Source organism: Sphingomonas citri (assembly GCF_019429485.1).
Classification (GTDB): Bacteria; Pseudomonadota; Alphaproteobacteria; order Sphingomonadales; family Sphingomonadaceae; genus Sphingomonas; species Sphingomonas citri.
Map to the genome: position 1 here is coordinate 1,520,807 of NZ_JAHXZN010000001.1, position 24,047 is coordinate 1,544,853.

Below are 24,047 nucleotides of genomic sequence, written 5' to 3' on the forward strand. Positions count from 1 at the left end.
GACGCCTACGCGGCACGCGCCGTCTTCACGAAGTGATCGAGAAAGGCGCGCGCCGCGGGAGGCAGCGTGCGCGCGGCGAGATGGGCCACTCCGATGGTCCTCTCGATCACTGGGTCGACGAGCGGGCGTTGAGCGATCGTCGCGCTCGGCAGCATCCTCACCGTAGATTGCGGCAGCGCGGTGATGCCGAGATTGGCGTCGATGAGGCCCCCCACAGTGGCGAGCTGGGTACAGCCGTAGAGCGCCCGCGCACTCACGCCAGCGCGGATCATCGCGGCATCGGTGAGTTCGCGGACGCTGCTGCTTGGTGCCATGGCTATGAACGGATGATCGGCGAAGATCGTCCAGGACGCCGCTGTGCCGTCGTCAAGCGCGCTACCAGCACGAACAACAAGCACCATCGCGTCCTGCAGCAGCGGTGTGAAGGCGAACTTGTCGGCTTCGGGCGGGGTCGTCACGGCGAGATCCACCGAGCGTTCCTCCATCTGCTGGTACAATGCACCCGAGAGATGGTCGCGCATCACGATCTCCACCATCGGATGCTGCGCCTGGAAGGTGGCGATCGCCGTCGGCAGCAGTCCGGCCGCGATCGAAGGTAAGGCACCGATCACAACGCGACCGCGCTCTCCCGCAAAGGTCTGTGCCAGTTCTGAGAAGGCATGATCGAAATCTGCCGTCAGCCGCTCGACGATCGGCAGTAGAGCCTCTCCGGCGCTCGTGAGAGAGACGTTGCGCGAATTTCGATCGAACAACCGGGTGCCGAGCTGTTCCTCGAGAAGACGGATCGTGCGACTGAGCGCTGGCTGCGATACGTTAGCCACGCGGCCGGTCTCGCTGAAACTGCGAAGATGGGCGACGTGCATGAAGAGCCGCAGGCTGGTCATACTGGGATTGCGTCGCATCGCAGGCTCTCTCCCACCAACCGTGCTGCGATCGTCTCGTCGCTTTCTTGATTGATCAAGCTGATCGATACCCGCGTGATCATGTGAAGCGCAAGCCGAGTGGCCTTTAGACAGCTCGCGATCTCAGCTACCAGCCGGAACTTCGTTGAGAGCAGAAGCGACACGGTGGTGACCAGCTTTGGGCGGTTGCGGCCACCTACGCTCCCGAGCCGAGGACCCACTTTCGACCGTTCAGCCTGCCCTTCCCGGCCGCTCACATCGGACATTCGTTCAGGAGAGGATCGAGGCAGCTCACTCGCGATGTCGAGCCCGCCGATCACGCGGCTGGCTCGTACGTCGGTGGCAATGCAGGCAGGTGGCGGCTCACCTTGGTCTCCAGTAGCCGGATCAGTTCGGGCTGCATGAAGGCGTAGTCGTCTGGTATGTCTAGGCAGACCACCCGCCTGCCCCCAACTGCCGCCCGGAAGCGCCTTTGAAGCTTGCTCCGGTGTGCCTTTTCCATGACGAAAATCACATCGGCCCACGCAACCAGCTCGGCCGTAAGCGGATTCTCGGCATCGTGATTGGTGCCGGCGGAGTCCACCTCCAGGTCCTGCCGGCGCGAGAACACCTGCTCGGCCGTAGGGCTGCGGAGCTTGTTCTGGCTGCACACGAACAGCACCGTCTGTACGCGGGGGCGCTTCAACCCTAGCCTCTACAGGCCGCGCCAGGCGAGTGGACCTGGCGCGGAAACGGCCGAGAAGTCGACCTGGAGCACGCGGCGCCGGCGCGGCGGATCAGCGGCGAACGAGGCGTGGATGATCGGCGTGGCGTATAGCCACACGTCACCGCGTTCGGCGAGACATAGCCGCTCGCCAAACGTCGCCACGACGCGCTCGATCTCGGCTTCGGGCAGTCGGCCCAGCCTGTGCGAGCCGGGCACGATGCGCAGCGGTGCGTTACGCTCGTCGACCGCATCCAGGTGCACGCGCAACGTCACCATGCTCTCGAGGATCTCGAAGGGCGGCTCCACCTGGATCAGCCCGGACTTGACGGTCCACGGCCCGTACCCGTCGGTGTCCACTCGTTCCTTGACCACGATTGTACGATCCTGGTGCCAGCCGAGCGCCCAGTTCCGCTCCGCACTCTTATCGAACAGGATCGCACGAACGGGGCGAGCCTGATCTCCGAGCACGGATGCCGCGATCGCGCCGATGGGTCCCGCGCGATCAAGGAAGGACTGCGCCTGCCGCCCTTCCGCAATCCGCACACCCGGCTTGCTTGCCGGCAGCGCGGAAAGGGCAGTCTCTAGGCAACCGCACGCAGCTTCGTTCAAAGCTTGTGCGAACAGTTGCGCTCCGTCATCGTTGAGGGTGAGGTCAGCGGAGCGGCAGAGGGGTTCGAGCATGTGGCTGACGCTAGCCCGACTTAGTCTCGGCGTCGACCCGAGGACCCAGATCCGGTCACCCAGGATCACCTGGCGCACGCCGAATTTCGGGCGCTTGTTCATCTCGCCGCTGGAGCCCTCCGGGCATCCCGCGCAGCGATCTGGCTGGCCTGATGGGGAGGTTAACGGCTCACATTCGAGAGGACGCTGCAGCTTTGCGGCTTCTTCCGAAGCGTCGCCGCGACATGTTTGTTTAGTGGAAAGCGGACGTAAAGCGCGGCAACATGCTCCTCGGGAGGTGACCGGATGTTTGACACGATTGGAGCGTTCAAGAAGCAGTTCACGCGCGTAGAAGGCGGCTATCTCATCTACCCTTCGCAGAAGGTCGGGGGGAAGCTCGTTACCGAAGAGGAGTATGAGCACCTTGTCGGAGCTTGGGAGCGAGTTGCTGGACGATCAGGCCGATGGAAAATTATAGGCGCCACCGTCGCTGTCATATCTCTCTGGACGTTGCTGTCTGAATTAGTCGCCCCTCCAAAATGGTTAGAGACGACCCTCATAGCGGGCATAGTAGTAACCCTGTCCACTTGGATACTTTGGGTCAGCAACACACCCCGACGCCTAGTGAAAAATCGACTACCAGTCACTCCTCCTAGGAAGGCAGCAGAGGCACGCAGGGATGCAAGGAGCGCGCTAAGCTGGCGCTTTGTCATTTCCGCACTCTTTTTTAGCGGAGCGACTTTTCTTGGCAGCGCCAGTGCCACCGAACGCTCCACCGGCAAATGGGCAGTGCTTATAGGCAGCGGGGCGATGCTAGGCCTTTATATCTGGATCACCCTGAGGAAGCTGACGGATCGGACACGCTGAATATCGCAAGTTGGGCGCTTGCGGCCGCCTGCCCTCTCGTGCCGAGGACCCACAATCGGTCACTCAGCCGCTCCTCCGCGCTTCCCAACTCCGGTCGCTCGTTCACCTCTCCGCTCGACCCTTTCGGGCGTTCCGCGCAGCTGTCCGGTGAGCAGGCTAGCCCTTCTCAGACAGGGCGTGTGCCACGACCGCATTGGCATGCCCGTGTCCCATACCGTGCTCATCCTTCAGCATGGCCACCAACTCCATGTGCTTGGCGGGAAGACGGTCTCGGACGATCTGCTGCCATTCGGCGATCGGCTTGCCGTACTTTTTTTCGATCGACGGAAAGTAGGACGCGGGTCCCTTCACCGGTTCACTTGCCATCGACGTCACCCTTCGACTCGTATGAAGCTCCGCCATCCTCGAGCCCTTCACGAGCAACCGCAAGTTAGATACTCCTGAGGCTGATTGCGTCACGGCGCCTCGGCGACCCACAAGCAGTCGCTTAGGAGCCCCTACCCGCTTCCCAACTCCCGCCGCTCGTTCATCTCCCATTTCGAGGCTTGCGGGCTTTCTGCGGAGCCGTTCGTTTTGGCTGAGAATGGGCGCTTAGCTGACGCAGGCGCGGGTACTGGGCGGGTACCGGCGGCGCCATCGCTAGTATCTGCTGCGAGCCGCGATGGCATCGCCGCGCAATTGCCTTCGCGGCAATGGTCGCTTGTGAAGGAGAAGCGTGCCGGATACAAGCGGCTGATGATGGCAGGTGAGGGCCGAAATTAAGCTCAGGCGATCACGCACCGCTCCACTCTCGGCATGACAGAGAATGACTTCGGGGTGTGGGTGAGCAACCACATAAACCTGTATGCTTAGGCTCTCGTTGGGAACGCAAGCTCGCGGTCTAAGCTGGAAGCAGCGTAGGCCGTGATAGCATCGGTCACCTGCCGCTAGCGCTCTCGAACGACTGCTGTCAGCCTCATCGCGCTGGCTCTCCGCGACCTCGATCGCTCGACCGCGTAACGCCCCGTGGAAGGCAGCGTTAATTAATTCATCTAGGTCCCGCTGGTCGGACATCTCGGAGCCCTTCGCCGTCCGAGCGGGAGCTATTACCAATCACCGCTTAGCGAAGCTCCTACGACTTCAATGGAATTTTCTGTAGCGGCCTAGACAAAACTGGAACGGAGTAGCCTGTGAACCTGAGCGGCCAAACCGATCGGATCGAAGGGCTTGGCGATGGTCCCGACAGCTCCGGCGGCTGTGTAGCGCTCGATGTCAGCGGAGCGCACCGATGCCGTGAAGAATGCAATCGGGGGAGGCTCGCTCATGTCTCGCCTGATCGCCCTCACCAGCGCGACACCCTCCATGTCAGGAAGGTTGTTGTCAGCCAGTATCAGGTCCGGTTTGGGCGCATGCCGAAGGTGGTGGAGCGCGTCAGCGCCAGTTCGCATAGGCGTCACTGTAAGATTTGGATCAAGGTGCAAGGCCATTAATGCTATGGCGCTTATGTCTGGGTCATCCTCAACCAATAAGATGAACGTAGCCGCTCCGGGCACTAATTTTCCTCCTCGTAACCATTCGTCGCATGATGACGGGTTATTATTCTCGCTGCCAAATATTGTTAAACCTACCTATGTTTGGTTGAGCACGGCTCGTAGGCGTTCTGAGGCTGCGGCTTGATGCGCGCGTTCGTCGTTGATGCGACCCAGCGAGAGCATCAACTCTGAGTCCCGCTCGCTTAAACCATTCGCCAGACGACGACATCGAGCAGCCTCGTCCCGGTACTCGGCCGCTGATCGCGGAAGGCAGGGTAGCATAGCCATGAGTTGAAGCTCGCATGCTCGACTCATTGGCGCCATCAACTGCGGCTGTGATGTCGATTGGTAAGTAGGGCCATACTGCGCCTACTTCGGTTGAGACTCGCGAGAGAGGTATGACACTCCTCCCCCAGCGCGGGCGAGGCGCACAAAGTCGTGCGCTATCCCCGTATCGGCCTCGGCCCCTTAGCGAGGCCGTCCCGCGACCCCGCTGGCCTTTCAGGCTGGCCGGGTCCAACTGCGAACGGTTTCTTCAGCAATCGATCGTACAAGAGCTCGTCGGTGTTGAACTCCCGACAGGCTGCGCCGGCGGACCTCGCGATAAGATGCCGGCGCAGCCCCTTTTCAGCGTGTCTCCGGGGCGGCCGGAGGCTGCTGACGCTCTCCAGCGCTCGGCGTCACCTCAACAGCCGCTGCTATGAGTTGTTGAGCCAGGTCGATCGCCTCGCCGGCTTCCAGGGTCATGCAGCAAGGAACGGGCTTTTCCACGTCGACAAGGACCTTGCCGTCACTCGCCTCTACGTCGGCCATTTCACGTCTCCCTATCCCTCGACGGGTCTACGAGAAACCACCGTTATCTCGCCTAGCCTCACGCCGACTTAGCTGTCGAAGCGCTTGCCACTCGCCGGGGCGTCGTACCCGTTGATCGATAAAGCGGCGAGAGTGAGGCCACTTTCGTCCGTCACATCGATCTGCAAATAGCCTTCGCTCCAGAATGAGCCGTCGACGAGCGCCAATGCGCGACTGGCTTCCTCGACAGCTTGAGCCCTGGCAGCCGATAGATCTGGAAGGTCGACAACCTTGTTGCCCAACTCCCCGGAGTCGTCGCTGATTGTGAAATGAAAGTTCGGCATGGGAGCTAAATGCGGTCATGCCCACTTAGATGCTGCCGCTAATATAAGTTGGTCTAATTAGAAGCGCGTGCTCTCAGAGCGCCAAACCGCGTCGCTGGATCTCAGCCGCCAGAGCATCGCTCTCCTCATCGCCAGGCTCCCCCAAGGTATGCAGGAATGCTACGCGAAGGCACCGGTCGTCCTCAGGCACGAACACCTTCCGTCCGCCAGGCCCATCAACGAGAACGTAGCTGAAGCGAACGCCTTGCACGTGTGTCGGGTCTGCCCTGTCGCACCTCGTTACACCGGGTCTGACGCCGATCATCTCACCGTTTGCGGGCCCGCCATAGGCGTAGAAGTGTCTGAAAGTGCCTCCTCTGCCCCTACTCAGCTGCCGGTGCTCCTCTTGAAAGCCGGGTTAGGCTGGCGCCGCCCCTCATCGTTCCGGACGTCGGCCACCGTGTTCTGACCCTCTGTGTCGCTTCGTACCAAACCATGCTCAACCCGCTTGTCGTGCGATTGAGCTTCGTACTCCCGATTGGCCGCGTCCAGCCGTGCTTTGAGGAACGTACGTTCACTCTTATCCATGGCTCAGACCCTTAAAGCTGCGACGATCAAATCGACCGAACTTCGTACACGTATACAGTCGCTGCCCGGGCGGCGAGCGTTTCAGGCCTAGCGCGAGCGTCGCACTGAAAAATCCTCCCGCGGAAGGCGGTTTTAGCCCAGCGGTTCATCGCTAAGAAAGCCGATCGCTGTCCGCGCGAGTTCCCGAAAGCGGATGTGCCAGAGTTCGCCTGCGTCAGCCCATCTGCGCGTCCACTGTGTGTCGTCCCGCTGGTTTTCCCACGGCTCCTCGGCGAGCCGCTCGACCAGCCCCTCACGATCGATCGCCGTGCATACCGCGCAGCCGGCCGAGTTGTGCCCTAACCCTGCGGTGAGGTAATCGTTTGGACGTTGCGGCCTCCGACCTATCGAGCGGAGGACCCAATGCCGGTCACCTAGGATCACCTGCCAGCCATCCAGTTCCTGACATTTGTTCATGTAGGTGCTCAAGCCATCCGAGCATTCCGGGAAGCAATTTGCTGGCCCGATTGATCGTTAATCGGGATGTAGCTTTCGGGCGGTATAAGCTTAAAGCCGCTGCGGTCAGGACAGCTTCGCCTCCATGAAGCAGAACAATGCCATTCCCTCGCCGCTGCGACAGGACGCGGGACGCCCGCAGAGTTGCTGTCAAGGCGACGTCGCGACAAACTCGATAGAACCTTCAACGCCGCCGAGATGAAGGCGAGGAAGGCGGGCGGCGGTGTTTGCTTCTTTCGAGCCGCGCGTGAGCCTTGGGTCCGATCGTTCCTCGCTCCCAAGGTCGTCTACGCCGCTTCGGCCCGCAGGCATCGCTCCCGAACATTGTCCAGAGTCGCCACAGCTGCTTCATCCCGGCAACGCGCGGCGTTGGCAGCGTATAATCCACTATCGTGCATGTGACGCTTTCTCCTCGCTGAAGCGCCGAATGACCTCGTCGCAGGTCTCCATGACAAAGAGAGCAGCGCCGTTCGCGGCGTAGATGGCGGTTTGCTCCTGATTAGCGGATCGGACATGCCAAACCGCGGAAGGATTGACGGCAAGCTTGGATCCGTCCTGCGCGGTAAGCTCGATCATGCTGCCACCTGAGTAGCCAGACGCGCCGACGCGCCCGCGAGCCGATACATCGCGTTTACCTGTGCGGCGTAAAGATCGGCAAGACCCTGATGCGAGGTTCGGCTCGACGGGCATGTCGCACTCGCGACGCGCGCAAGCGAGGTCTGATGGCGAGCGAGAAGATAATTGAGGTCCATAGCGGTCTCCTGCTTGTAAGCGGGAGCGCATGGGTCTCACAGCCGCCGACGCTTACATCTGGAAGCCGGCGATGACCTCTATGTGGGGACGCTTCGTCAGATTACGAGCAAATAGTTATGGCAGCTGACGTCACAGGCTCCTGCCTTTGTTTGCCGGCCCCGTACCGCGCGCTGGAGGAGAGGCGGCGGTCGCCGCGCCGATCAGCTCCGAGGCAAGATCGATTGCCTCCGCGCAATTGAGTGTCAACGGATCGCCGGCGTGGTTGGCGATGCTAAGGCAGACCTCCCTATCCTTGGTCATCACTCGCACCTTCATAACGCGCCACCTTCCCATGAGCGCGTCGAAACAGGCCGACGCGCATATCAGTCCCGATTAAGCCGCTGATCTATGTGTGAAATAAAAGGCGGGCATGTCTCACGCCGGGATCAAGCACCTACAGCCCGAGGTTGACGGTTCGGCCCGATCAACATCGTTCCAGCGGAGCGCCAATGGGCGAGCTGAAGCCACCCACGGGTGGACGTGTCATGCGGCAATATATATGCGTGCCTCGGCGGCGCCTTCATCATCCAAGACGCGGCCTGATCGGCCCGCGGTGGCGAGCCAGATCGTATGAAACGGGTTGTCCTCGCTGCCTTCTGTGTCGACGCGGACCTCTTCCACCTCGAAGCCAGCGGCGCGCAGTCGATAGGTGAAGCTGTGATCCGGATAGGCCGACCAGATGGCCAGTACCCCGCCCGGCCGCAACGCCAGCCGCGCAGCGCGCAAACCCCAGTTGGAGTAGAGGCGTTCATTGGCGAGGCTGATCAATCCATCTGGTCCATTGTCGACGTCCAAAAGGATCGCATCGAAGAGCGCAGGCTGCTGGACGATGAGATCGTGTACGTCCGTCACCTCAACCGACACCCGTGCGTCATCGAGAGACTCGTCGAACAGGTGACGCAAGGGGCCGGCAGCCCATGTCACGATCTTGGGCACCAGCTCGGCGACGACGATGCTGGCGTTGACCGGCAGCGCCGTCCGCGCCGCAGCAAGGGTAAAGCCCATGCCTAGGCCACCGATCAGAACCTGCGCCTGTTCGCTCATGCCGCGCAGGGCTAGCGTCGCCAATGCCCGCTCCGATCGATAGGACCAGCTTGCCATCAGCTGCTCGCTGCCGAACATGATCTCGAAGTGGCGGCCATGACGAAGGAGGCGCAGTTCACCGCCCCCGGGTATCTCCCCCGTGTCGATGAGCACGCCTTCTGCGTGTCCGCCACCGCCGCTGACAGCGGCTTCGATCATCGCCAACGTCAGCTATCGCGCCGGACGGGCGACGCAGGCCCAGGGTCCGGGCTTGCGCTCGATTCGGCCCGCAACTTCTCTGAAGCCGCTTTGACGCGCGCTGCGTCTGCCCGTTCGCTGCGGATGGCCAGTGCATCCAAGGCAAGCGCGGCAAGCTCGCATCGCTCGCGCACGTTCTGAAGGGGCGACGCGTCGCCCGCCGACCGCTGTCGAGCGGCCTCGTCTCGGTAGAATTGTAAGGACATGACAGCTCCTGCGCATAAGGACGGCTCGGCAGAGACCGTTATGATCCCCGCCGATCGGCCTTGCTCAGGCTGCCTGCAAATTCACCGCCGACGTCTTACCGCGACCATCTGTCTCAAGCTCGTATGAGACGCGCTGCTCCCTATCGAGCGTGCGCATGCCAGCGCGCTCCACCGCCGAAATGTGAACGAAGGCGTCCTCGCCGCCGTCCTCCGGCGCGATGAAGCCATAGCCCTTGTCGGCGTTGAAGAATTTTACGGTACCGGTGATCATATGAGGTTCCTTTGTCCCAAGCGTGGTCGGGCATATGCCAACAGCGGCACATCCCGGCTTCGTGAGGCTAAAAAAGGACAAGACGAGCCGCTGCGGCTCAATATCCGTCACAGGCGACGTTTAGCCGTTCCTCTATAGGAGCGCAGCGCCGAAAAAGATAGAGCGGGCGTCGCAGATTGTGGCTGCCCGCCACCCGAGTAGATAGTTTGAGGAGCGTTATGGCTCCGCATCCAGCCATTTTGCGACGAGGTGGAGATCGTCAGCTCGCCGGAGAGGCTTCACTTCAGAGTTCCATCGATCGGTTTCCAAGTCGGACGCCGCCTGCGAACAGACCGGCCTCCCGCATCGATAGGGTTCGTGGTCAGCAGCCCAGCTCGACTCGAACGGGCAAGCGGGAGCCAATCAAGGGCGCCGCGTAAATCGGCCAATGCGCTTGCGGCCGTTCCCTCTCGCGCCGACGACCCACTTGCGGTCATTCAGAACCATCTGCTCGCCGCCTAACTCCCGCCGTCCGTTCATCCCGGCACTCGAGCCCTTCAGGTATTCTGCGCAATAGGGTGCGCCTTTACCAGGATGAACGCGGCGGGCAGCACGCCACCACCTGGCTGCGTGAACGTGTCGGTCAGCTTGGAGCCGCGAAACGCAAGTAAGAGCTGATGAGTGCCTCCCACCGTTCCGACCCAATTTGGACAGGCCGCACCCTCCACTAAGTTGCCGGAGAATATGCCGTGGCGTCAGTCCTTGCCTCGCCGCTGAACAGCCGCGACACTGCGCCATGGATAAGGCGAAACGCGCGACACTCGCGGGCCTGACGGCGACGGCCGTGGTCGCTCCGGCGCTGCCCGGTGCAGGCGCCGAGCGGCGGCAAGCCGTTGTCGATCCGCTCGATCGACGCATGGCCGACTATGATCCCGTGTGGCGCAGCGCCAGCCGCGACGCCGGCGAGTCAATGCCCTGCGGGGCCGGCGATATCGGGTTGAACGTGTGGGTCGAGGGCGACGACGTACTGTTCTACGTCGCTCGCAGCGGGGCGTTCGACGAGACCAACAGCTATCTGAAGCTCGGCCGGACGCGGCTCCGCTTCGATCCGTCGCCATTCGGCCGCGGCGCTTCCTTCGAGCAGCGCCTCAGCCTCGTGACGGGCGAGATGGTGGTGACCTGCGGCAACCTCGTCGTCACGCTGTGGGCGGACGTCGCGGCACCGATCGTCCGCGTTGCGGTCGAGAGCACCGCCGCTGTCGCGATGACGGCGACCTGGGAAAGCTGGCGAACGCACGACCGCGACTATCTGCCGGCCGAGATGTCGATGCACCGCGCCTATGATGGCGCGCCCGTCACGCCGCGCCAATATGCCGATGAGGTCGGCTTCGCAGAGGGTGGTGTGCTCAGCCTCCACCACAATCGAGACGACAGCGTCTTCGACCTGCTCGTCGAGCAGCAGGGGCTGGATGAGGTGAAGGATCAGCTGTGGAACCCGCTCGCCGGGCTTGGCTTCGGCGCCTTGTTGCGCGGCGACGGGTTCGTTCCTGTCGGGACGGCCGAGGGACGATATGCCAGCACCGCTTTCATCGGATGGACGCTCGGCAGCCGCCGCCCGCGGCGCCGGCACGAGCTCCGCCTCTTCTGTCACGTCGCCCAGGCGCCGACGCGCGATGAGTGGATCGCGGGCCTGCGCCGGCTGGCTATGTCGGATCCGGGCGCGGCAGTGTCTCGCCTGCGCAGCCGACGATGGTGGCGATCCTTCTGGGAGCGCAGCTGGATCGTGGTCGAGCCCGGCGGCGCTCGGCCGAACAGCCAGCCATGGCGCATTGGGCGCAACTACCAGCTTTTCCGCCACCAGCTTGGTACCAATGCGCGCGGCGCCTGGCCGACCAAGTTCAATGGTGGCAATTTCACGGTCGATCCTGAGTTTACCCAGCCCGAACTGCGCCTCTCACCCGATTATCGCGCCTGGGGCGGCGGCGAGTTCACTGCGCAGAACCAGCGGCTGGTCCATTGGCCGATGCTGAAGAGCGGCGACGCCGACCTCATGCGACCGCAACTCGACTTCTACCGCCGGCTCCGTCGCACGGCGGAGCTGCGGACGCAGCGTTACTGGGGGCACAAGGGCGCATGCTTCGTCGAGCAGATCGAGAATTTCGGCCTCTGCTGCGGGCAGGAGTGGGGCTGGCAGCGGACCTGGAACAAGCCCGCCACGCGCATGCCCGGGGTCGAGGACAGCGCCTTTGTCGATTATCTCTGGGACACCGTCCTCGAATTCTGCCTCATGATGCTCGAGGTCGGTAGTTTCACCGGCGCCGATGTGTCGGGCGACCTCGCGTTCGTCGACAGCTGCCTCACCTTCTTCGACGAGCATTACCGGCGAGAGCACGCGCGCGTGACCGGTTCCGAGCTCGGCCCCGACGGCAAACTGGTCCTCTTCCCGGGCACCGCGTGCGAGACCTACAAGAACACGCTGAACTCGACCGTCACCATCGCCGGCCTGGATGCGGTTCTGGCCGCCCTGCTCGCCCTGCCCGAGCGGATGCTCGGCACGGCGCTTCGCGCGCGCTACGCTGCCCTGCGCGCGACCTTGCCGAAGCTCCCGACCCGCCGCATGGGCGGCCGTGAGGTGATCGCGCCCGCCGCGCTATGGGACCGTATCCAGAACGTCGAGATCCCGCAGCTGTACGCGATTTTTCCTTACCATCGCTTCGGCGTCGGCCTCCCCGACCTTCAACTCGCGGTCGACACCTGGCATCACGGGATCGACACGCCTGCGCAGAAGGACATCAAGAGCTGGCACCAGGACGCGATCTTCTGCGCCCGCCTTGGCCTGACCGACGAGGCCGCCAAGCTCACCGCGCGCAAAATGGACGATTCCAGCCGCCGCTATCCGACCTTCTGGGGTCCCGGTCACGACTGGGCGCCGGATCATAACTGGGGCGGGTCGGGGATGATCGGTCTTCAGGAAATGCTGATGCAGACGCCTGGCGACTCGATCCACCTCTTCCCCGCCTGGCCGCGCGAGTGGGACGTCGACTTTCGCCTTCACGCGCCGCACGGCACCCGCGTCGATGCCATCCTGCGAGCGGGCCGTTTGGTCGCGCTGTTGGTTGAACCACCTGCCGCCCAGTCGCGAGTGGTGCTGCCGGCATGGGCGAACGGCCTTGAGCCTAGCTAAGACCCATTAGCGGTCGTTCCAAGCGTCTTGCCCGCCTCCCACCTCCGGTCGCTCATTCATCTTGGCGTCCGACGCCCTTTAAGTGCTCCGCGCAGCTGCCCGGCTAGCCTTATTGGGAGGTCAGCTGCCCTTCCGCTTACCTGGCGCAGGCGGCCACTCGGCTTAGCAGGCACCCCGATTTAAGATCGTTCGCTGGTAGTGTGTTGCCTACTCCTTTGCACCCGTGAGGCGGTGCGGGCTGTGCGCTATACCTGCGGGTGGCCTCGACCCCTTGAAGCGAGAGGCTGTCCCGAGGCCCGGCTGGCCCTCACGGCCGGTCGGGTCCATCGAGTCGACGTGTTCTAGCCGGCCTTGAGTGCGCGTTGACAACACGCAATCGTCGCAGCCCCGCGCTCCTGAGGTTCGACGGGTAAGTGTTCGCCTATTCTCAACACCTCATCAGTACGCAGGTCACATGCCCAACGGCCCAACCATCATCGCCAAGCTCCGGTCCGCTCACCCAAAGATGACGTGGGGCCTCTACCTGCCTGATGAGGACCGCTGGCTGGACCTCCTCTTCAACCAGGAGCTTGAGGCTCGTCGGTTCGCTAAAAATCTCATGCAGGCCTCCACAACGGCCTAAGGCGCAGAGGCGAACGCAAGTCTCGGGCTGGCATTTCAGATGACCTGAAGGCCCTGCAAAATCGATGTCGATTCCGGGAGCATGCGGGACACGAGTGATGCACTCACGATTCCATCGCCGTCACCGGACACTTAAGATGGACGGTTATCTTAAGCTCAGGACAGGCCTGGATACCTGAGCTTTTTACGCTGACACGACGTCGATTTGAAGTCGTCCGCGAACGGGAACAAGCCTTAGTCGCCTGATGATCCCGCCCCGGAACAATGCCGCTCACTGAGGCTGCAGGCCAGCACGACCCAGCGTCCGGTTCGACGCACGATGCGCACCTGCCAGCGGCGCCCCGTCGCTCGGAGGAAGGCACGCTGCAGATGCGGGGCATGCTGGGCGAAATCGGGATAGTCGACGCGGTGGTGCGCCAGGACCAGAATGCCGCCAGCCCGGAGCGCGGTGGCGACGTCCCGTGCGGTGCGCGCCATGTCGCGTGCGGACAGATAGTAGATGACTTCCGCCACCACGGCGATGTCGTAGCGCAGGCGTGGCAAAACCGCGGGAACGATCAGCTTCAGCGCACGCGCTCGCCGCCGCCCCTTCAGCGCCCTCGCCACGAGAGTCGTGCCGCTCTCGGTGCCCTCGGTCGCGTCCAGCCGCAGGGCGCGTGCAGCGATCGCCGCGCTGTTGGAGCCGTTTCCCGCCGCCAGTTCGAGTACTCGGCCCAAGGGGCCTGCCCCCATGGCGTGCAGGATGGCACGACGCTTCACCGCCTCGTCCCGGTTCGTGAACGTGGACCAGGGATCATCGTCATCGACGAACTTGCGATCGAAGCCGGTCAGCGAGATCGGTCTCATTGCCGGACTTCCACGAACACTTCCTGCTGGCGCGTGAAGGCCGCGATCTGGCGGCGGGTCATCGCAAAGCCCGCAGGATCATCCATGATGCGGCCGGCCTGGGTGCGATAGCTGCGCACCGCATGTCGTTTCGCGAGCCGCTCTTGCGCCGTCAGGAAGAGGCAGCGAGCGCCGGCTGGCTGCCGGCCCGCCGGCCACACGGGATAAGCCAGGCGGCGCAGCTTCGGCCGGCGCAGCGCCGCCACGCACGCCGCGACCGTGCGATGGTCGGGATGATCGTCACTCGCCGCCGGCGCTGCGATCAACGCCGGGCCGACATGGCCCAACGCGCGCGCGAGGCCGCGGCGGGCCGCGACAATGCGCGTGTGGAGGCGACCGTCGGGAAGATCGAGGAACGTCACGGCCCCCGCAGCCACGCCGATGCGGCGCATGGCATGACGGCTCTCCCGCTGCCGCTCCGCCACCAGCCGCCGACGCGGCCACCTGAGGCTATTCGGGTGCGATGCAGCCCCGTCGGTCACCACGACCACCCGCACCGACGCACCGTGTCGGCGCAGTCGGGACATCAGCGCATGGGCGCCGATCGCCTCATCGTCGGGATGGGGAGCGATGACCAGCAAACGCCGGGGCCCGCCGATCCGGAGCCTCACAGGCATGGCGTCAGCGTCCCCGCCGCCACTGCGGCGCCAACGATCATCCGCTGCGCGTCCGGCGCGGGCTGGCGCAGGTACATCGCCAAATCGGTGATCGCTGCTGCCAGCGGGTGATCGGCGAAGAGCGATTGTACCCCCACCGCCTGTTGGGCGAGTTCGATCGCCGGGCCGCCAGCGGCGTAGACGGCGGCACGCGCAGCCGCGACCAGCGGAAGGCGCTTCGCCTCTTCGGCGAACCAGCCGGCCGCGGCGGTCCGGATCGCGCCCGTCGCCGTCTCGGCCAGACCGTATAGGGCGGCGAGGCGTCCCGCTTGGTGCGGATCGCCCGCTCGGTCTGCGGCGGCGAGATGTTCGGCGCTATGGTCGAGCAGCGCCGCGATGCCGCCTGCCTGAACCGCCGCGAAGCGCAACGCGCCGCCGCTGAACCACGGCTCGCGTATGTAGTCGCCCGGTGCGCCGATCAGGTCGTCCGACGCGACCTTCGCGGCGTCCCATCGAACCGAATGCGTTTCCGACCGCTGCATGCCTGCCACTCGCCAGAAAGATCGATCGATCGCCGGCGGGGTGCGCTCGAGATCGAGGAGGAGCAACTGCCGCCCGCCCTCGACATCAACACTGACCAAGGCATGGGACAGCAGGCCGGCACCGCTGGCGAAGCTCTTGCCTCCGGTCAGCCGCCCACCATCAAGTCGCAGAGGTTCGCCCGGCAAATCCGCGTTCCAGACGCCGAAGGCAGCACCGCTCGCGACCGCCGCGGTCGCGCGGGCACGCTGTGTCGCGTCGCCGTAGCGGTGGATGATCTGCAACGCGTCGACGTGCCCCTCCAGCAGTCGCCCGAGCGGCAGGTCGGCACGGCCGACGGCATAGAGAAGGCGAAGCAAGCGCAGCAGCGTATCGGCATCCGCGGGATCCGCGAGGCCGGGCAGGAGCGTCGATCGCGCAGCCAGAGCGCGGCGCAGGTCGCTCACGCCGCGCGTCGCCCGGCGGTGATCGCTGCCAGCTTGGCCTCGGCGATCGCCAACGACACCCGCCGCATCCCACCCGGCGGGGTCGGTACGACCCGCATGGCGAAGGCCTCTGCGTTGGGACAGTCGCGGGCGACGCCGACGAGATGGTCGATTGTCAATCCGACGGCGACTGCCAGGCTAGCGAAGTCGGCCGTAGCAAAGGCCAGGCGTGCGATCCCGTGACCGCGGTACTGCCAAGCGGCGTCGCGAGGATCGGCTACGTCGATCGCCTCTCCATCGCGATCGAGCGTGCGAAGCGTGCCGGCTAATCCATGCGCGACGCGGCCAAGGCGGCGATCGGAGGTGTGCACCACACACGTCGCATCGCGGCGCACGCGCAGGCCCGCGCGCGCCGCGTCGTCGACCAGTCGTCCATCCTCTCCGTTCGCCAGCGGCTCGAAGCCGCCGAGGCTGCGGTAGCTGGCGACACGCAGCCCGAGGTTCGCGCCGCTTGCGTAATGATGCGTTGGCTTTCCCTCCCAATCAACCGGATCGAGTGAGCGTCGCAGCGCGTGAAGCGCGTCGTAATAGGCCTCCAGGCGGTCCAGCAACGGGTTCGACCGAGTGACGGTCCGCACCACCTTTCCAGCCACTACATCAGCCTGGCGCAAGCCGGCCGCTATCGTCTGCAGCCAGTCGCGCGAAGGGATGCTATCCGCGTCCGTCGTGAGCAGTACGCCCCCACCGTCCAGGCTGCGGTCGCCCAGCATCATGGCACGGTGCCGTGCGCGGCCCGCGTTTGCGTCGGGTGCTGCCACCTCCTCGACGATCACCGGCATCGAGGCGTTGGCCGCATAGTCGCGCACCAAGGCGAGGCTTGCGTCATCGCAGCTATCGAGCAACACGCAAAGCCTAGGAGCAATGCCCACTCGCTCCAGCCGCTCTAAAGCGACAAAAAGTTGGGGGAGCACGGCAGCTTCGTTCCGGACGGGCACGCAGATGGCGAGCGGAAGCGCCTTTGCACGCGACGCAGACGTAGGATTGATCTCGCTCACTTACCTGAATTAGCGGCATCGCGGACGCGTTACGTTGATCTTGATCAGGTTGTAAGGCCGCTTGCTCCGGCGGGCAGCAGAAGCAGCTTGGAGCACAACGCGGCGGCGCTGGAGCTCCTCTCAATCATGCGATCGAGCTAACTATAAGAGGGCATCTCGCCTTCCTCGGGCATGACCCAGAATCGGTCACTCAGGGCCACCTGGCGCCCTCCCATCTTCGGACACTTGTTCATCTTGAGGCTTCAGGACCAGCTGGCGTCGGCGCCATAAGGCAACGCGGCTGATCAAATCGCTCGTGCTTGTGCAACCCCCACCAGAGAGTCCGCCGAGCCGTAGTAGAGGAACCACTCGCCTCTGAACGGCACCAGACCCTCAATGAAGGTGGTGCCTGCCTGATACTGCCCGGTGCGCTCCCAAGGCAGAGCGGGACTAAAGAACGGCTCGTCCGACCGCGACAGCACGTGTGTCAGATCGGCGGGATCAAGCACCGCCATGCCTCCGGCGTACTCGAAGGGCGAGCGGGACCGATCGCCGCCTTCGTTAGCGTTCCTACCGTTATAGAGCACGACGACGCCAGCCTCGGTGAGGATGGGTGGCGGCCCTACCTCGGCCAACGAACTGTCGAACCGTCCCTTGCGTGGCGCCATGACGACCTTCAGTACGCCCGGCGACGCCTCGAGCGGAGTCCAGCGGACGAGATCGTCGGAATGGGCGGCGTGGATCGCGCCCTCGCCGAACAGCATCCAATATCGGCCGTTGAGACGCACAGCGACCATGCGGCCGTCCCGAACCTCGTGAACGACGGCGGCCGACTTGGTTCGGAAGTCCTCGTAACCCGTGCCCGCGAAGGCAGACCCATGTTTGTGCCAAAACATGAGATCGCGCGACGTCGCGACGCCGATGCGCGTCGTTCGACGGTTGAATTGGGTGTAGGTGCAGACGAAGGTGCCGTTGTCACGTGCTGCCAGCCGCGGATCCTCGCACCCGCCATCCCATTCGGCTTCGCGCTGGTCGTCCTTGGCTGGAAAAAGCACCGGGCTCGGCAGCGACTCGAACGTCAGGCCGTCCACGCTTCGCGCGAGACCCAACCTTGAGGTGTGCCCTCCGACCTTCATGATCCCTGTGTCGTCTTCCGCCCGGAACATAACGTACACCGCATCATCCATCACGATGGCGGCAGGGTTGAAGGTGTGCAGCGCTCGCCATCGTATCGGGGCGTCGCGCATTGGACAGTGGAACACAGCCGACGGGTCGGGACGGAGGATCGGCTGAGCCCGAGCGACGCGCTTGAAGTTGGGGCCGATACCCGCGGTCCCTCGTGACTCTGCGGCGAGAACGCGTGGCGAGGCCAGCAGTGGAAGCGAGGCCAGCGCGGTCAAGACCGATCGGCGCCCTAGCCCGTCTCCCGTCAAAGTCATGCCCGCTCCCTTCTAGTTGAACCTGCCCAGCGCAGCGTCAGCTCGCGATTAGCTTGCCGCCGGGAACGGCGGCAGAGCGTCGACCAAGAACCACCTGGCTCGCGTCGCGCCTGAGCACCTGCAGATCAAAGTAGGTGCTCAGCGCCGCGCTCACGGCGTCGACGTCTCCGGCGCGGAAGACGCCGCTGATCTGAGCGTGCTGCAGCTCGGGCTCTGCCACGACGATCTTGGTGGCCGAGTAGCGATTGACCTCAGCAAGCGCGTCGAAGAGCGTCAGCCCGCTCAGGTCGACGAGCCGGCGCTGCCACGCCAGCGCGGCATCCAGGCGCACGCGGACCGGCCTGCTCAGCGACCCTCCTGAGAGCCTTACCTGCTCTCCAGGAGCCGTAAGTTGCCTGTCCTGCTCGCGACGGTCATCCGCGGCTTCGACGAGCACCTTGCCGTGCATCAGCGTCACGGCCGTTCGGCCAGGCAGGGCCACCACGTCGAACGCGGTGCCGAGCGCAGTCACGCTCATCCCGCGCGCCTTGACCCGGAACGGTTTGGACGCGTCATGCGCCACGCTGAACTGCGCCTCGCCCCTGACCAGGTCCAGCTCGCGTCCGAACCAACCAAGCCTGACGCGCACCGCAGTACCGGTATTCATCCGAACCACGCTACCGTCGGCGAGTGCCACCTGACGCATCTGGCCCACTTGGGTCTCGTACAACTCGGTGCTCGGATGCATTACGAGGACCGCCACGGCAGCCGCTGCGGCCAGCGCGCCGCCCAGTGACCATCGGTTCACGGCAGCGTGTCGCCACCTTGCTGCACGGCGCAGCCTAATCTGCTCCGCAGCGGCGTACTCGCGTGCTTCGCGGACGACCGCGCTTCCGCGCAGGCCTTCGAGCGCTTGCCAGATCGGATCGTCGTCCACAGGTCCTGTGCTCATCGGTCGCCGCCATTCGCTTCGCGCATCCGTCGGCGGCAGTGCTCCAGAGCGGCCCGGACGTGCTTCTCAACCATAGAGACGGACAGGCCGAGCATTTCCGCAATCTCCGCATGCGATCGGCCATCGAAGCGAAAGAGGACCAGTGCGGCCCGTCGCTTCTCGGGCAGCTCCTTCAGCGCATTCTCCAGGACGGCAAGCTGCTGACGCGACGAGAGCACCTGCCATGCGTCGGGCTCGTCGGCGGCCACGTTCTCGTCCATGTCGCCGGCGTAGATGGCCCTCGTGACGGCGGCACGCCCGCGATCGCGCACGAGGTTCGTCGCGACGGTGTGCAGGAAGGCGCCCTCGTCGCGGATCGGTGCACGTTCGCTCGCGCTGGCCAGCCGCACGTACGCGTCCTGGACGACGTCCTCTGCCTCCTGCGCGCCCATCCTTCGGCGAACGGACGCGAGCAGGCGCTTGTACAGGCCGCGCTCCTCGAACGACGCCGTCGCCATTTCGCGTGCTGTCGGCGCCTTCGCCACAGACGTCCTCTCTCGTTGTGTTTTCGCGGACGGACCATAGGGATCAGGCCGCTGTCAACGGATATCGTAAGATCAATTATTTTTGTTGCAGCGATTACGGGTCGGCTCACGTCGTCCGTCAAACAAGTCAGGCGCAACGGCGCACGGCATGGTCGATCCGCAACCGCGGAAGGCCTGTGGGAGGGGAGAGATCATGAGGCGCAATGCAGTGCGGTTGCTCGTAACCGCTTCGGCGATCGTCATAGCCGGGACGAACACCGTGTCCGCACAGACGGCGGGTACCACGGCTCAGTCACTTGCCCCACTGGGCAGCATCCTGAAGCAGTTGGCACGGCAGAATGGCCTACAGATCCTGTTCGCCGACGACGATGTCGCCGGCAAGATGGCACGGCTGCCGGCCTCGCCTGCTGCTCCTGTCGAGGCGCTTGAACGAGTACTTGCCGGAAGCGGGCTGACCGCCACGGCGGCGGGGCATAACACCTTCGTCATTCGCGGCGCGCCGCGGCGCACCGTCGCCATGCGCATCAGCCAGCAGGTGCCTGCCGCGGCGACTCCCGCACCCGCATCACCGATTGCGGCGCCTGCGGAGCAGGTTGGTAGCGTCGTGGAGGACGAGCCCGTCGCCGACATCGTTGTCACCGGCATCCGCGCGTCGCAGGCGCGATCGATCGAAGTGAAGCGGAATGCCGACAGCGTCGTCGAGGCGATCAGCGCGCAGGACATCGGCAAGCTGCCGGACGTCACGATCTCCGACTCTCTCCAGCGCGTGCCGGGGGTCCAGATCAGGCGCGACGCCGGCGAGGGCGCCTCGGTGAACATCCGCGGGCTTCCGCAGGTCACGACGCTGCTGAACGGCGAGCAGTTCCTCGGCGCAGCGTCGGTCACCACGGTGCAGCCGAACTTCACCGACATCCCGTCGCAGCTTTTCTCAGGCGCGACTGTCTTCAAGTCGCCGACCGCCTCACTTCAGCAGGCCGGTCTGTCCGGCACGGTCGACCTGCTGACGCGACGCCCGTTCGACCTGAAGAAGGGCCTGACCGTGGCCGCAGCCGCGGAGGGTCAGTACGGTGACCGGACCGAGCGCTGGAACCCATCCTTTAACGGGCTGGTGTCGTACAACAGCGGCCGCTTCGGCTTCCTCGCATCGGCGGCGTACAGCGACCTGGATCTGTCGAACAGCCTGCAGGGCATCCGCGATGCGGGCGTCAACATACGCAATGAGTTCGGGAGGGGGCCGGCCAACGGCTCGCCCGCTCTTCCCGGCGACTTCGCCGTGGGAAACAACGGCGTCAATCGGGGCACTCCGGTCCGCGACGCCACCGGAGCGCTGCTCGGCTACGACCTGAACGGCGATGGCGACGCCAACGACACCTACCTGACGCCCGGATCGCACGCGTCCTGGACGCGCATCACCAGCCGCCAGCGGTTCGGCGCCAATGCGTCGTTCCAGTTCCAGTTCAACGACTCGCTCCGGCTGACCGCCGACGGCTTCTACACGCGGCAGCTACAGTATGATCGCACCTCGGGCACGCTGTTCGAGCCGGTGGACTCGCAGACCGCTCCCTTCGTGCCGACCGCTTCGCGCGACACCGGCGCGCAGGTCTCGCAGGTGGTCAACCTGGGCGGAGGCCAGACCGAGCGGCGGCTGTTCAACCTCAACACGATCCAGAGCTACCTCTACGACCAGCCCAACTTCGACAGCTACTCCGAAACGTTCCGCATCAAGACGGAATCGCAGAATTACAATCTCCAGCTCGACTGGCAGGGTGACGGCATCAAGGCCACCGCGCGCGCCATCTACGGCAAGGCGACCCGTCGGCTCGATCAATCCTACGCGCAGTTCAGCCTGACGGACGGCTTTCAGTGGGCGTATCAGGGGGTCGGCAACTACCCGGCGTCAGACGGTGGCGACCGGCGCTTCAACCCGACCGGCTACCGGGTCTACAGCCAGAAGGCGACGATCGACTACACCAGCGGGCTGCCGGTCTACACCTTCCCGCAGACTTTCCTCGACCAGACGCAGGACGCCTCCCGCTACGGTCTGAAGACGCTCACCTCGCAGAATAACCTTCGCCAGAACGGCGACCTGTGGGCACTCCGCGGTGATCTCGAGTGGGAGCCCAGCAACGAACTGCGGATCAAGGCCGGCGGCCGCTACGGAGAGCGCAGCGTCGACCAGTTCTCGTTCGAGCGGATGTCACCCCGCTACGCCGGGAACACCGACAATCCGCAGAACCCTGCCGCGGGCTGTCTGATCAAGTGGAAGGCGTTCGACGTCAACATGAACAACCCGGCATGTCGGGTGCTCGACGCGCAGGGCAACGCCTACACGGCCGGCCTGACGCGGCAGCTGAACGATCCCGCGTTCCGGGACAACCTTAAGCAGGTGAAGCTGCCGGCCAAGGGCACCCCCACGGTGTGGGTGCTTGACCCCAAAGCGATGGACGACGCAGCGGCCTTCCACGAGGCGCTCTACCCCGGGAGCCGCGAGAACGTGAACCCCGCGGACTCGTTCTCGATCGATCTGCGGCAGATCTCCGGGTACGTCGAGGTAGTCGGCGAGGGCGAGCTCGCCGGCCTGCCATTCCGGGCAAACGGCGGCATCCGCGTCGTCAACACGCGCTTCAAGGTTCGGCAGAATATCGTCGGCGCGCCGCAGCCCTATGGCGTCTCCGGCGTGGACGCGGGCGACATCTTCACGGACCGTGACTTCACAGACATCCTGCCCGCGTTCAACATCGCGCTGGACGTCACGGACAAACTCCGAGCTCGCGCAGCGTTCGCGAAGACCATGACGCTGCTCGACTTCTCGCAGTGGGGTGGCGGGCTCAACGTCAACTACGCGATCGATACGACCTTCAACCCGCCGATCTTCGCGGCGAACGGCGCTACCTCGCGGGGGAATCCGCAGCTCGACCCGTGGCGCGCCGACAATGTCGAGGCCAGTCTCGAATACTATACGGGCCGTTCCAGCCTTGTCGCCGCCGGCGCCTTCTACATCAGCGTGGATAGCTTCATCGCGAACGCCACCATCAACCGCGACGACCTGCCCGACAACGACGGCGTGATCCGCCGCACGGTCCCGGTGAACACGGTCGTCCAGGGTGCGGGCGGAACGCTGAAGGGCATCGAGCTGTCCGCGCGCCAGTCGCTGGGCGACTATGGCGTGGACGGACCGCTCGGCGGCTTCGGCCTCGACGCCAACTACACGCTGTCGCTCGGAAGGACCGGCCGGGTCGATCTCGCGGGTGACGACCAGCCGTTTCAGGACAACTCGAAGCATCAGATCAACGCGGCGCTCTGGTACGAGAAGTACGGTTTCCAGGCGCGTATCGCTTACAACTACCGCTCGAAGCGCCTCGTCTCGTCCGACTACAACGGCATCGTCGGCCTGGCGCTATACCAGCGCCCCACTCAGTACCTCGACGCGTCCGTCTCCTACGACGTGTTACCCAACATCACGCTGTACGGCCAGGCCTCGAACCTCAGCGGCGAGACCGAGCGCTACTATCTGACCTTCCCGGACCAGGCGATGTACCAGAACATCTACGAGCGCCGCTTCACGGCGGGTGTCAGGGCTCGCTTCTGATGCGTCTGCTGGGGGAGCAACCATGGCCGCATGCCGGCCCCTTCCAACATCGACTGCGAGGACGATCGACCTATGATGGACAGACGTACCTTCATCGGCGCCACGGCCGCCCTTGCGGCGGCGCCGGCAGCCGCACGGAAGGCCGAACATGCGGTCGGCCTGCAGCTCTACACTCTGCGGACCCTCTTCGAGCCTAACCCCGTCGGTACGCTCGAGAAGGTTGCGCGGATCGGCTACCGCGAGGTCGAGTATGGCGGCGGCGGGTACGACCGCATGGACCACGCCATGCTTCGGCGGACCATGGACAGGCTGGGTCTGCGCGCGCCATCGATCCACGTCGGTATCGAGGGCATTCGGGAGAACTTCGCCGCCTCGGTGACGATGGCGCGTGCGCTCGGCGCCGACACGCTGATCCTTGCCAGCGTCGACTTTGCCTCGCGAACCGACGAGGGATGGAAGAAGGCGGTCGAACTCATGAACCGCCGTGCCAGGGAGCTGCAGGCGCAGGGGCTGAGCTTCGCCTACCACAACCACGATTGGGAGTTCACCGACCGATCGGGGGGCATGCCGCTGTTCGACTACCTCGTCGCGAACGGCGACCCGTCGCTCGTCAAGCTGGAGCTCGACGTCTTCTGGGCGATTAAGGCGGGGCGCGAACCGGAGGCCATCGTCCGCCGCGTGCCTGGACGCATCTACGCATATCACGTCAAAGACATGACCGCCGCTGGCGCGATGACCAGCGTAGGTCTCGGCAACCTCGACTATGCCAAGCTGTTCAAGCTCAATCGAGCGGCCGGCGTCCGGCACTTCTACGTCGAAAATGACCGCAGCCCTGCCCCTTTCCTGCCTGACGTCACGACAAGCTACGGCAACGTTCGACGGCTGCTGCGGCAGGCCGGAGCCTGA

At 64.5% G+C, this 24,047-nt stretch carries 23 protein-coding genes; 3 read left to right on the forward strand and 20 right to left on the reverse strand.

Annotated elements, in window-relative coordinates:
• Positions 1-5: 5 nt before the first annotated feature.
• From KZ820_RS06970 to KZ820_RS07030, 13 genes are all read right to left on the reverse strand, one after another.
• Positions 6-902 carry a LysR family transcriptional regulator gene (locus tag KZ820_RS06970; protein WP_219747832.1) on the reverse strand — a complete coding sequence of 299 codons (897 nt, stop codon included), beginning with the start codon at positions 900-902 and terminating at the stop codon, positions 6-8.
• Between the two features lie 316 nt (positions 903-1,218).
• The gene (locus KZ820_RS06975) at positions 1,219-1,587 is read right to left on the reverse strand and encodes a low molecular weight protein tyrosine phosphatase family protein (RefSeq protein ID WP_219747833.1); all 369 of its coding nucleotides are present in this window, start codon (positions 1,585-1,587) and stop codon (positions 1,219-1,221) included.
• Positions 1,588-1,596: 9 nt separating this feature from the next.
• Positions 1,597-2,391, reverse strand: a complete 795-nt coding sequence (locus KZ820_RS06980; protein WP_258047767.1) for a phytanoyl-CoA dioxygenase family protein — start codon at positions 2,389-2,391, stop codon at positions 1,597-1,599.
• Positions 2,392-3,291: 900 nt separating this feature from the next.
• Positions 3,292-3,501, reverse strand: coding sequence for a DUF4287 domain-containing protein (locus KZ820_RS06985; protein ID WP_219748149.1), 210 nt, complete (start codon positions 3,499-3,501; stop codon positions 3,292-3,294).
• Between the two features lie 776 nt (positions 3,502-4,277).
• Complete coding sequence (locus KZ820_RS22290; RefSeq protein WP_219747834.1) at positions 4,278-4,667, reverse strand: response regulator; 390 nt, start codon at positions 4,665-4,667, stop codon at positions 4,278-4,280.
• Positions 4,668-5,273: 606 nt separating this feature from the next.
• Entirely contained in the window at positions 5,274-5,459 is a 186-nt protein-coding gene (locus tag KZ820_RS06995) for a hypothetical protein (protein ID WP_219747835.1), read from the reverse strand.
• 68 nt (positions 5,460-5,527) lie between these two features.
• The gene (locus KZ820_RS07000; RefSeq protein ID WP_219747836.1) at positions 5,528-5,782 is read right to left on the reverse strand and encodes a DUF6894 family protein; all 255 of its coding nucleotides are present in this window, start codon (positions 5,780-5,782) and stop codon (positions 5,528-5,530) included.
• A gap of 699 nt (positions 5,783-6,481) precedes the next feature.
• The gene (locus KZ820_RS07005; protein ID WP_219747837.1) at positions 6,482-6,817 is read right to left on the reverse strand and encodes a hypothetical protein; all 336 of its coding nucleotides are present in this window, start codon (positions 6,815-6,817) and stop codon (positions 6,482-6,484) included.
• 414 nt (positions 6,818-7,231) lie between these two features.
• Complete coding sequence (locus KZ820_RS07010; protein ID WP_219747838.1) at positions 7,232-7,420, reverse strand: flagellar FlbD family protein; 189 nt, start codon at positions 7,418-7,420, stop codon at positions 7,232-7,234.
• Positions 7,417-7,596 carry a hypothetical protein gene (locus KZ820_RS07015; RefSeq protein WP_132908826.1) on the reverse strand — a complete coding sequence of 60 codons (180 nt, stop codon included), beginning with the start codon at positions 7,594-7,596 and terminating at the stop codon, positions 7,417-7,419. Before KZ820_RS07015 ends, KZ820_RS07010 begins: the two co-directional genes overlap by 4 nt.
• Before the next feature lie 130 nt (positions 7,597-7,726).
• Positions 7,727-7,897 carry a hypothetical protein gene (locus KZ820_RS07020; protein ID WP_219747839.1) on the reverse strand — a complete coding sequence of 57 codons (171 nt, stop codon included), beginning with the start codon at positions 7,895-7,897 and terminating at the stop codon, positions 7,727-7,729.
• Between the two features lie 222 nt (positions 7,898-8,119).
• On the reverse strand, positions 8,120-8,878 hold the full coding sequence (locus KZ820_RS07025; RefSeq protein ID WP_258047937.1) for a spermidine synthase family protein: 759 nt from the start codon (positions 8,876-8,878) through the stop codon (positions 8,120-8,122).
• A gap of 309 nt (positions 8,879-9,187) precedes the next feature.
• Positions 9,188-9,394, reverse strand: a complete 207-nt coding sequence (locus KZ820_RS07030; RefSeq protein ID WP_219747841.1) for a cold-shock protein — start codon at positions 9,392-9,394, stop codon at positions 9,188-9,190.
• Between the two features lie 775 nt (positions 9,395-10,169).
• Here KZ820_RS07030 and KZ820_RS07035 point away from each other — a divergent pair.
• Entirely contained in the window at positions 10,170-12,557 is a 2,388-nt protein-coding gene (locus tag KZ820_RS07035) for a DUF5703 domain-containing protein (protein ID WP_219747842.1), read from the forward strand.
• Between the two features lie 855 nt (positions 12,558-13,412).
• Here KZ820_RS07035 and KZ820_RS07040 read toward each other — a convergent pair.
• From KZ820_RS07040 to KZ820_RS07070, 7 genes are all read right to left on the reverse strand, one after another.
• On the reverse strand, positions 13,413-14,024 hold the full coding sequence (locus tag KZ820_RS07040; RefSeq protein ID WP_219747843.1) for a class I SAM-dependent methyltransferase: 612 nt from the start codon (positions 14,022-14,024) through the stop codon (positions 13,413-13,415).
• Complete coding sequence (locus tag KZ820_RS07045) at positions 14,021-14,644, reverse strand: PIG-L deacetylase family protein (protein ID WP_258047768.1); 624 nt, start codon at positions 14,642-14,644, stop codon at positions 14,021-14,023. Before KZ820_RS07045 ends, KZ820_RS07040 begins: the two co-directional genes overlap by 4 nt.
• Positions 14,645-14,670: 26 nt before the next feature.
• A complete protein-coding gene (locus tag KZ820_RS07050; protein WP_219747845.1) occupies positions 14,671-15,645 on the reverse strand; it encodes an acyl-CoA dehydrogenase family protein in 975 nt (324 codons plus the stop codon).
• Positions 15,642-16,679: a glycosyltransferase family 2 protein gene (locus KZ820_RS07055; protein ID WP_308462152.1), complete on the reverse strand. Its 1,038-nt coding sequence runs from the start codon at positions 16,677-16,679 to the stop codon at positions 15,642-15,644. The genes KZ820_RS07050 and KZ820_RS07055 overlap by 4 nt, the downstream gene beginning before the upstream one ends.
• Before the next feature lie 284 nt (positions 16,680-16,963).
• Positions 16,964-18,097 carry a glycoside hydrolase family 130 protein gene (locus tag KZ820_RS07060; protein ID WP_258047769.1) on the reverse strand — a complete coding sequence of 378 codons (1,134 nt, stop codon included), beginning with the start codon at positions 18,095-18,097 and terminating at the stop codon, positions 16,964-16,966.
• Positions 18,098-18,134: 37 nt separating this feature from the next.
• Entirely contained in the window at positions 18,135-19,013 is an 879-nt protein-coding gene (locus KZ820_RS07065; RefSeq protein ID WP_219747847.1) for a FecR family protein, read from the reverse strand.
• 11 nt (positions 19,014-19,024) lie between these two features.
• On the reverse strand, positions 19,025-19,552 hold the full coding sequence (locus tag KZ820_RS07070; RefSeq protein WP_219747848.1) for an RNA polymerase sigma factor: 528 nt from the start codon (positions 19,550-19,552) through the stop codon (positions 19,025-19,027).
• Positions 19,553-19,700: 148 nt separating this feature from the next.
• Here KZ820_RS07070 and KZ820_RS07075 point away from each other — a divergent pair, with 148 nt between their 5' ends.
• Both KZ820_RS07075 and KZ820_RS07080 read left to right on the forward strand, forming a co-directional pair.
• Positions 19,701-23,141 (forward strand): TonB-dependent receptor, encoded by a 3,441-nt coding sequence (locus KZ820_RS07075; RefSeq protein WP_258047770.1) that lies wholly within the window; start codon positions 19,701-19,703, stop codon positions 23,139-23,141.
• 72 nt (positions 23,142-23,213) lie between these two features.
• Complete coding sequence (locus KZ820_RS07080) at positions 23,214-24,047, forward strand: sugar phosphate isomerase/epimerase family protein (RefSeq protein WP_219747849.1); 834 nt, start codon at positions 23,214-23,216, stop codon at positions 24,045-24,047.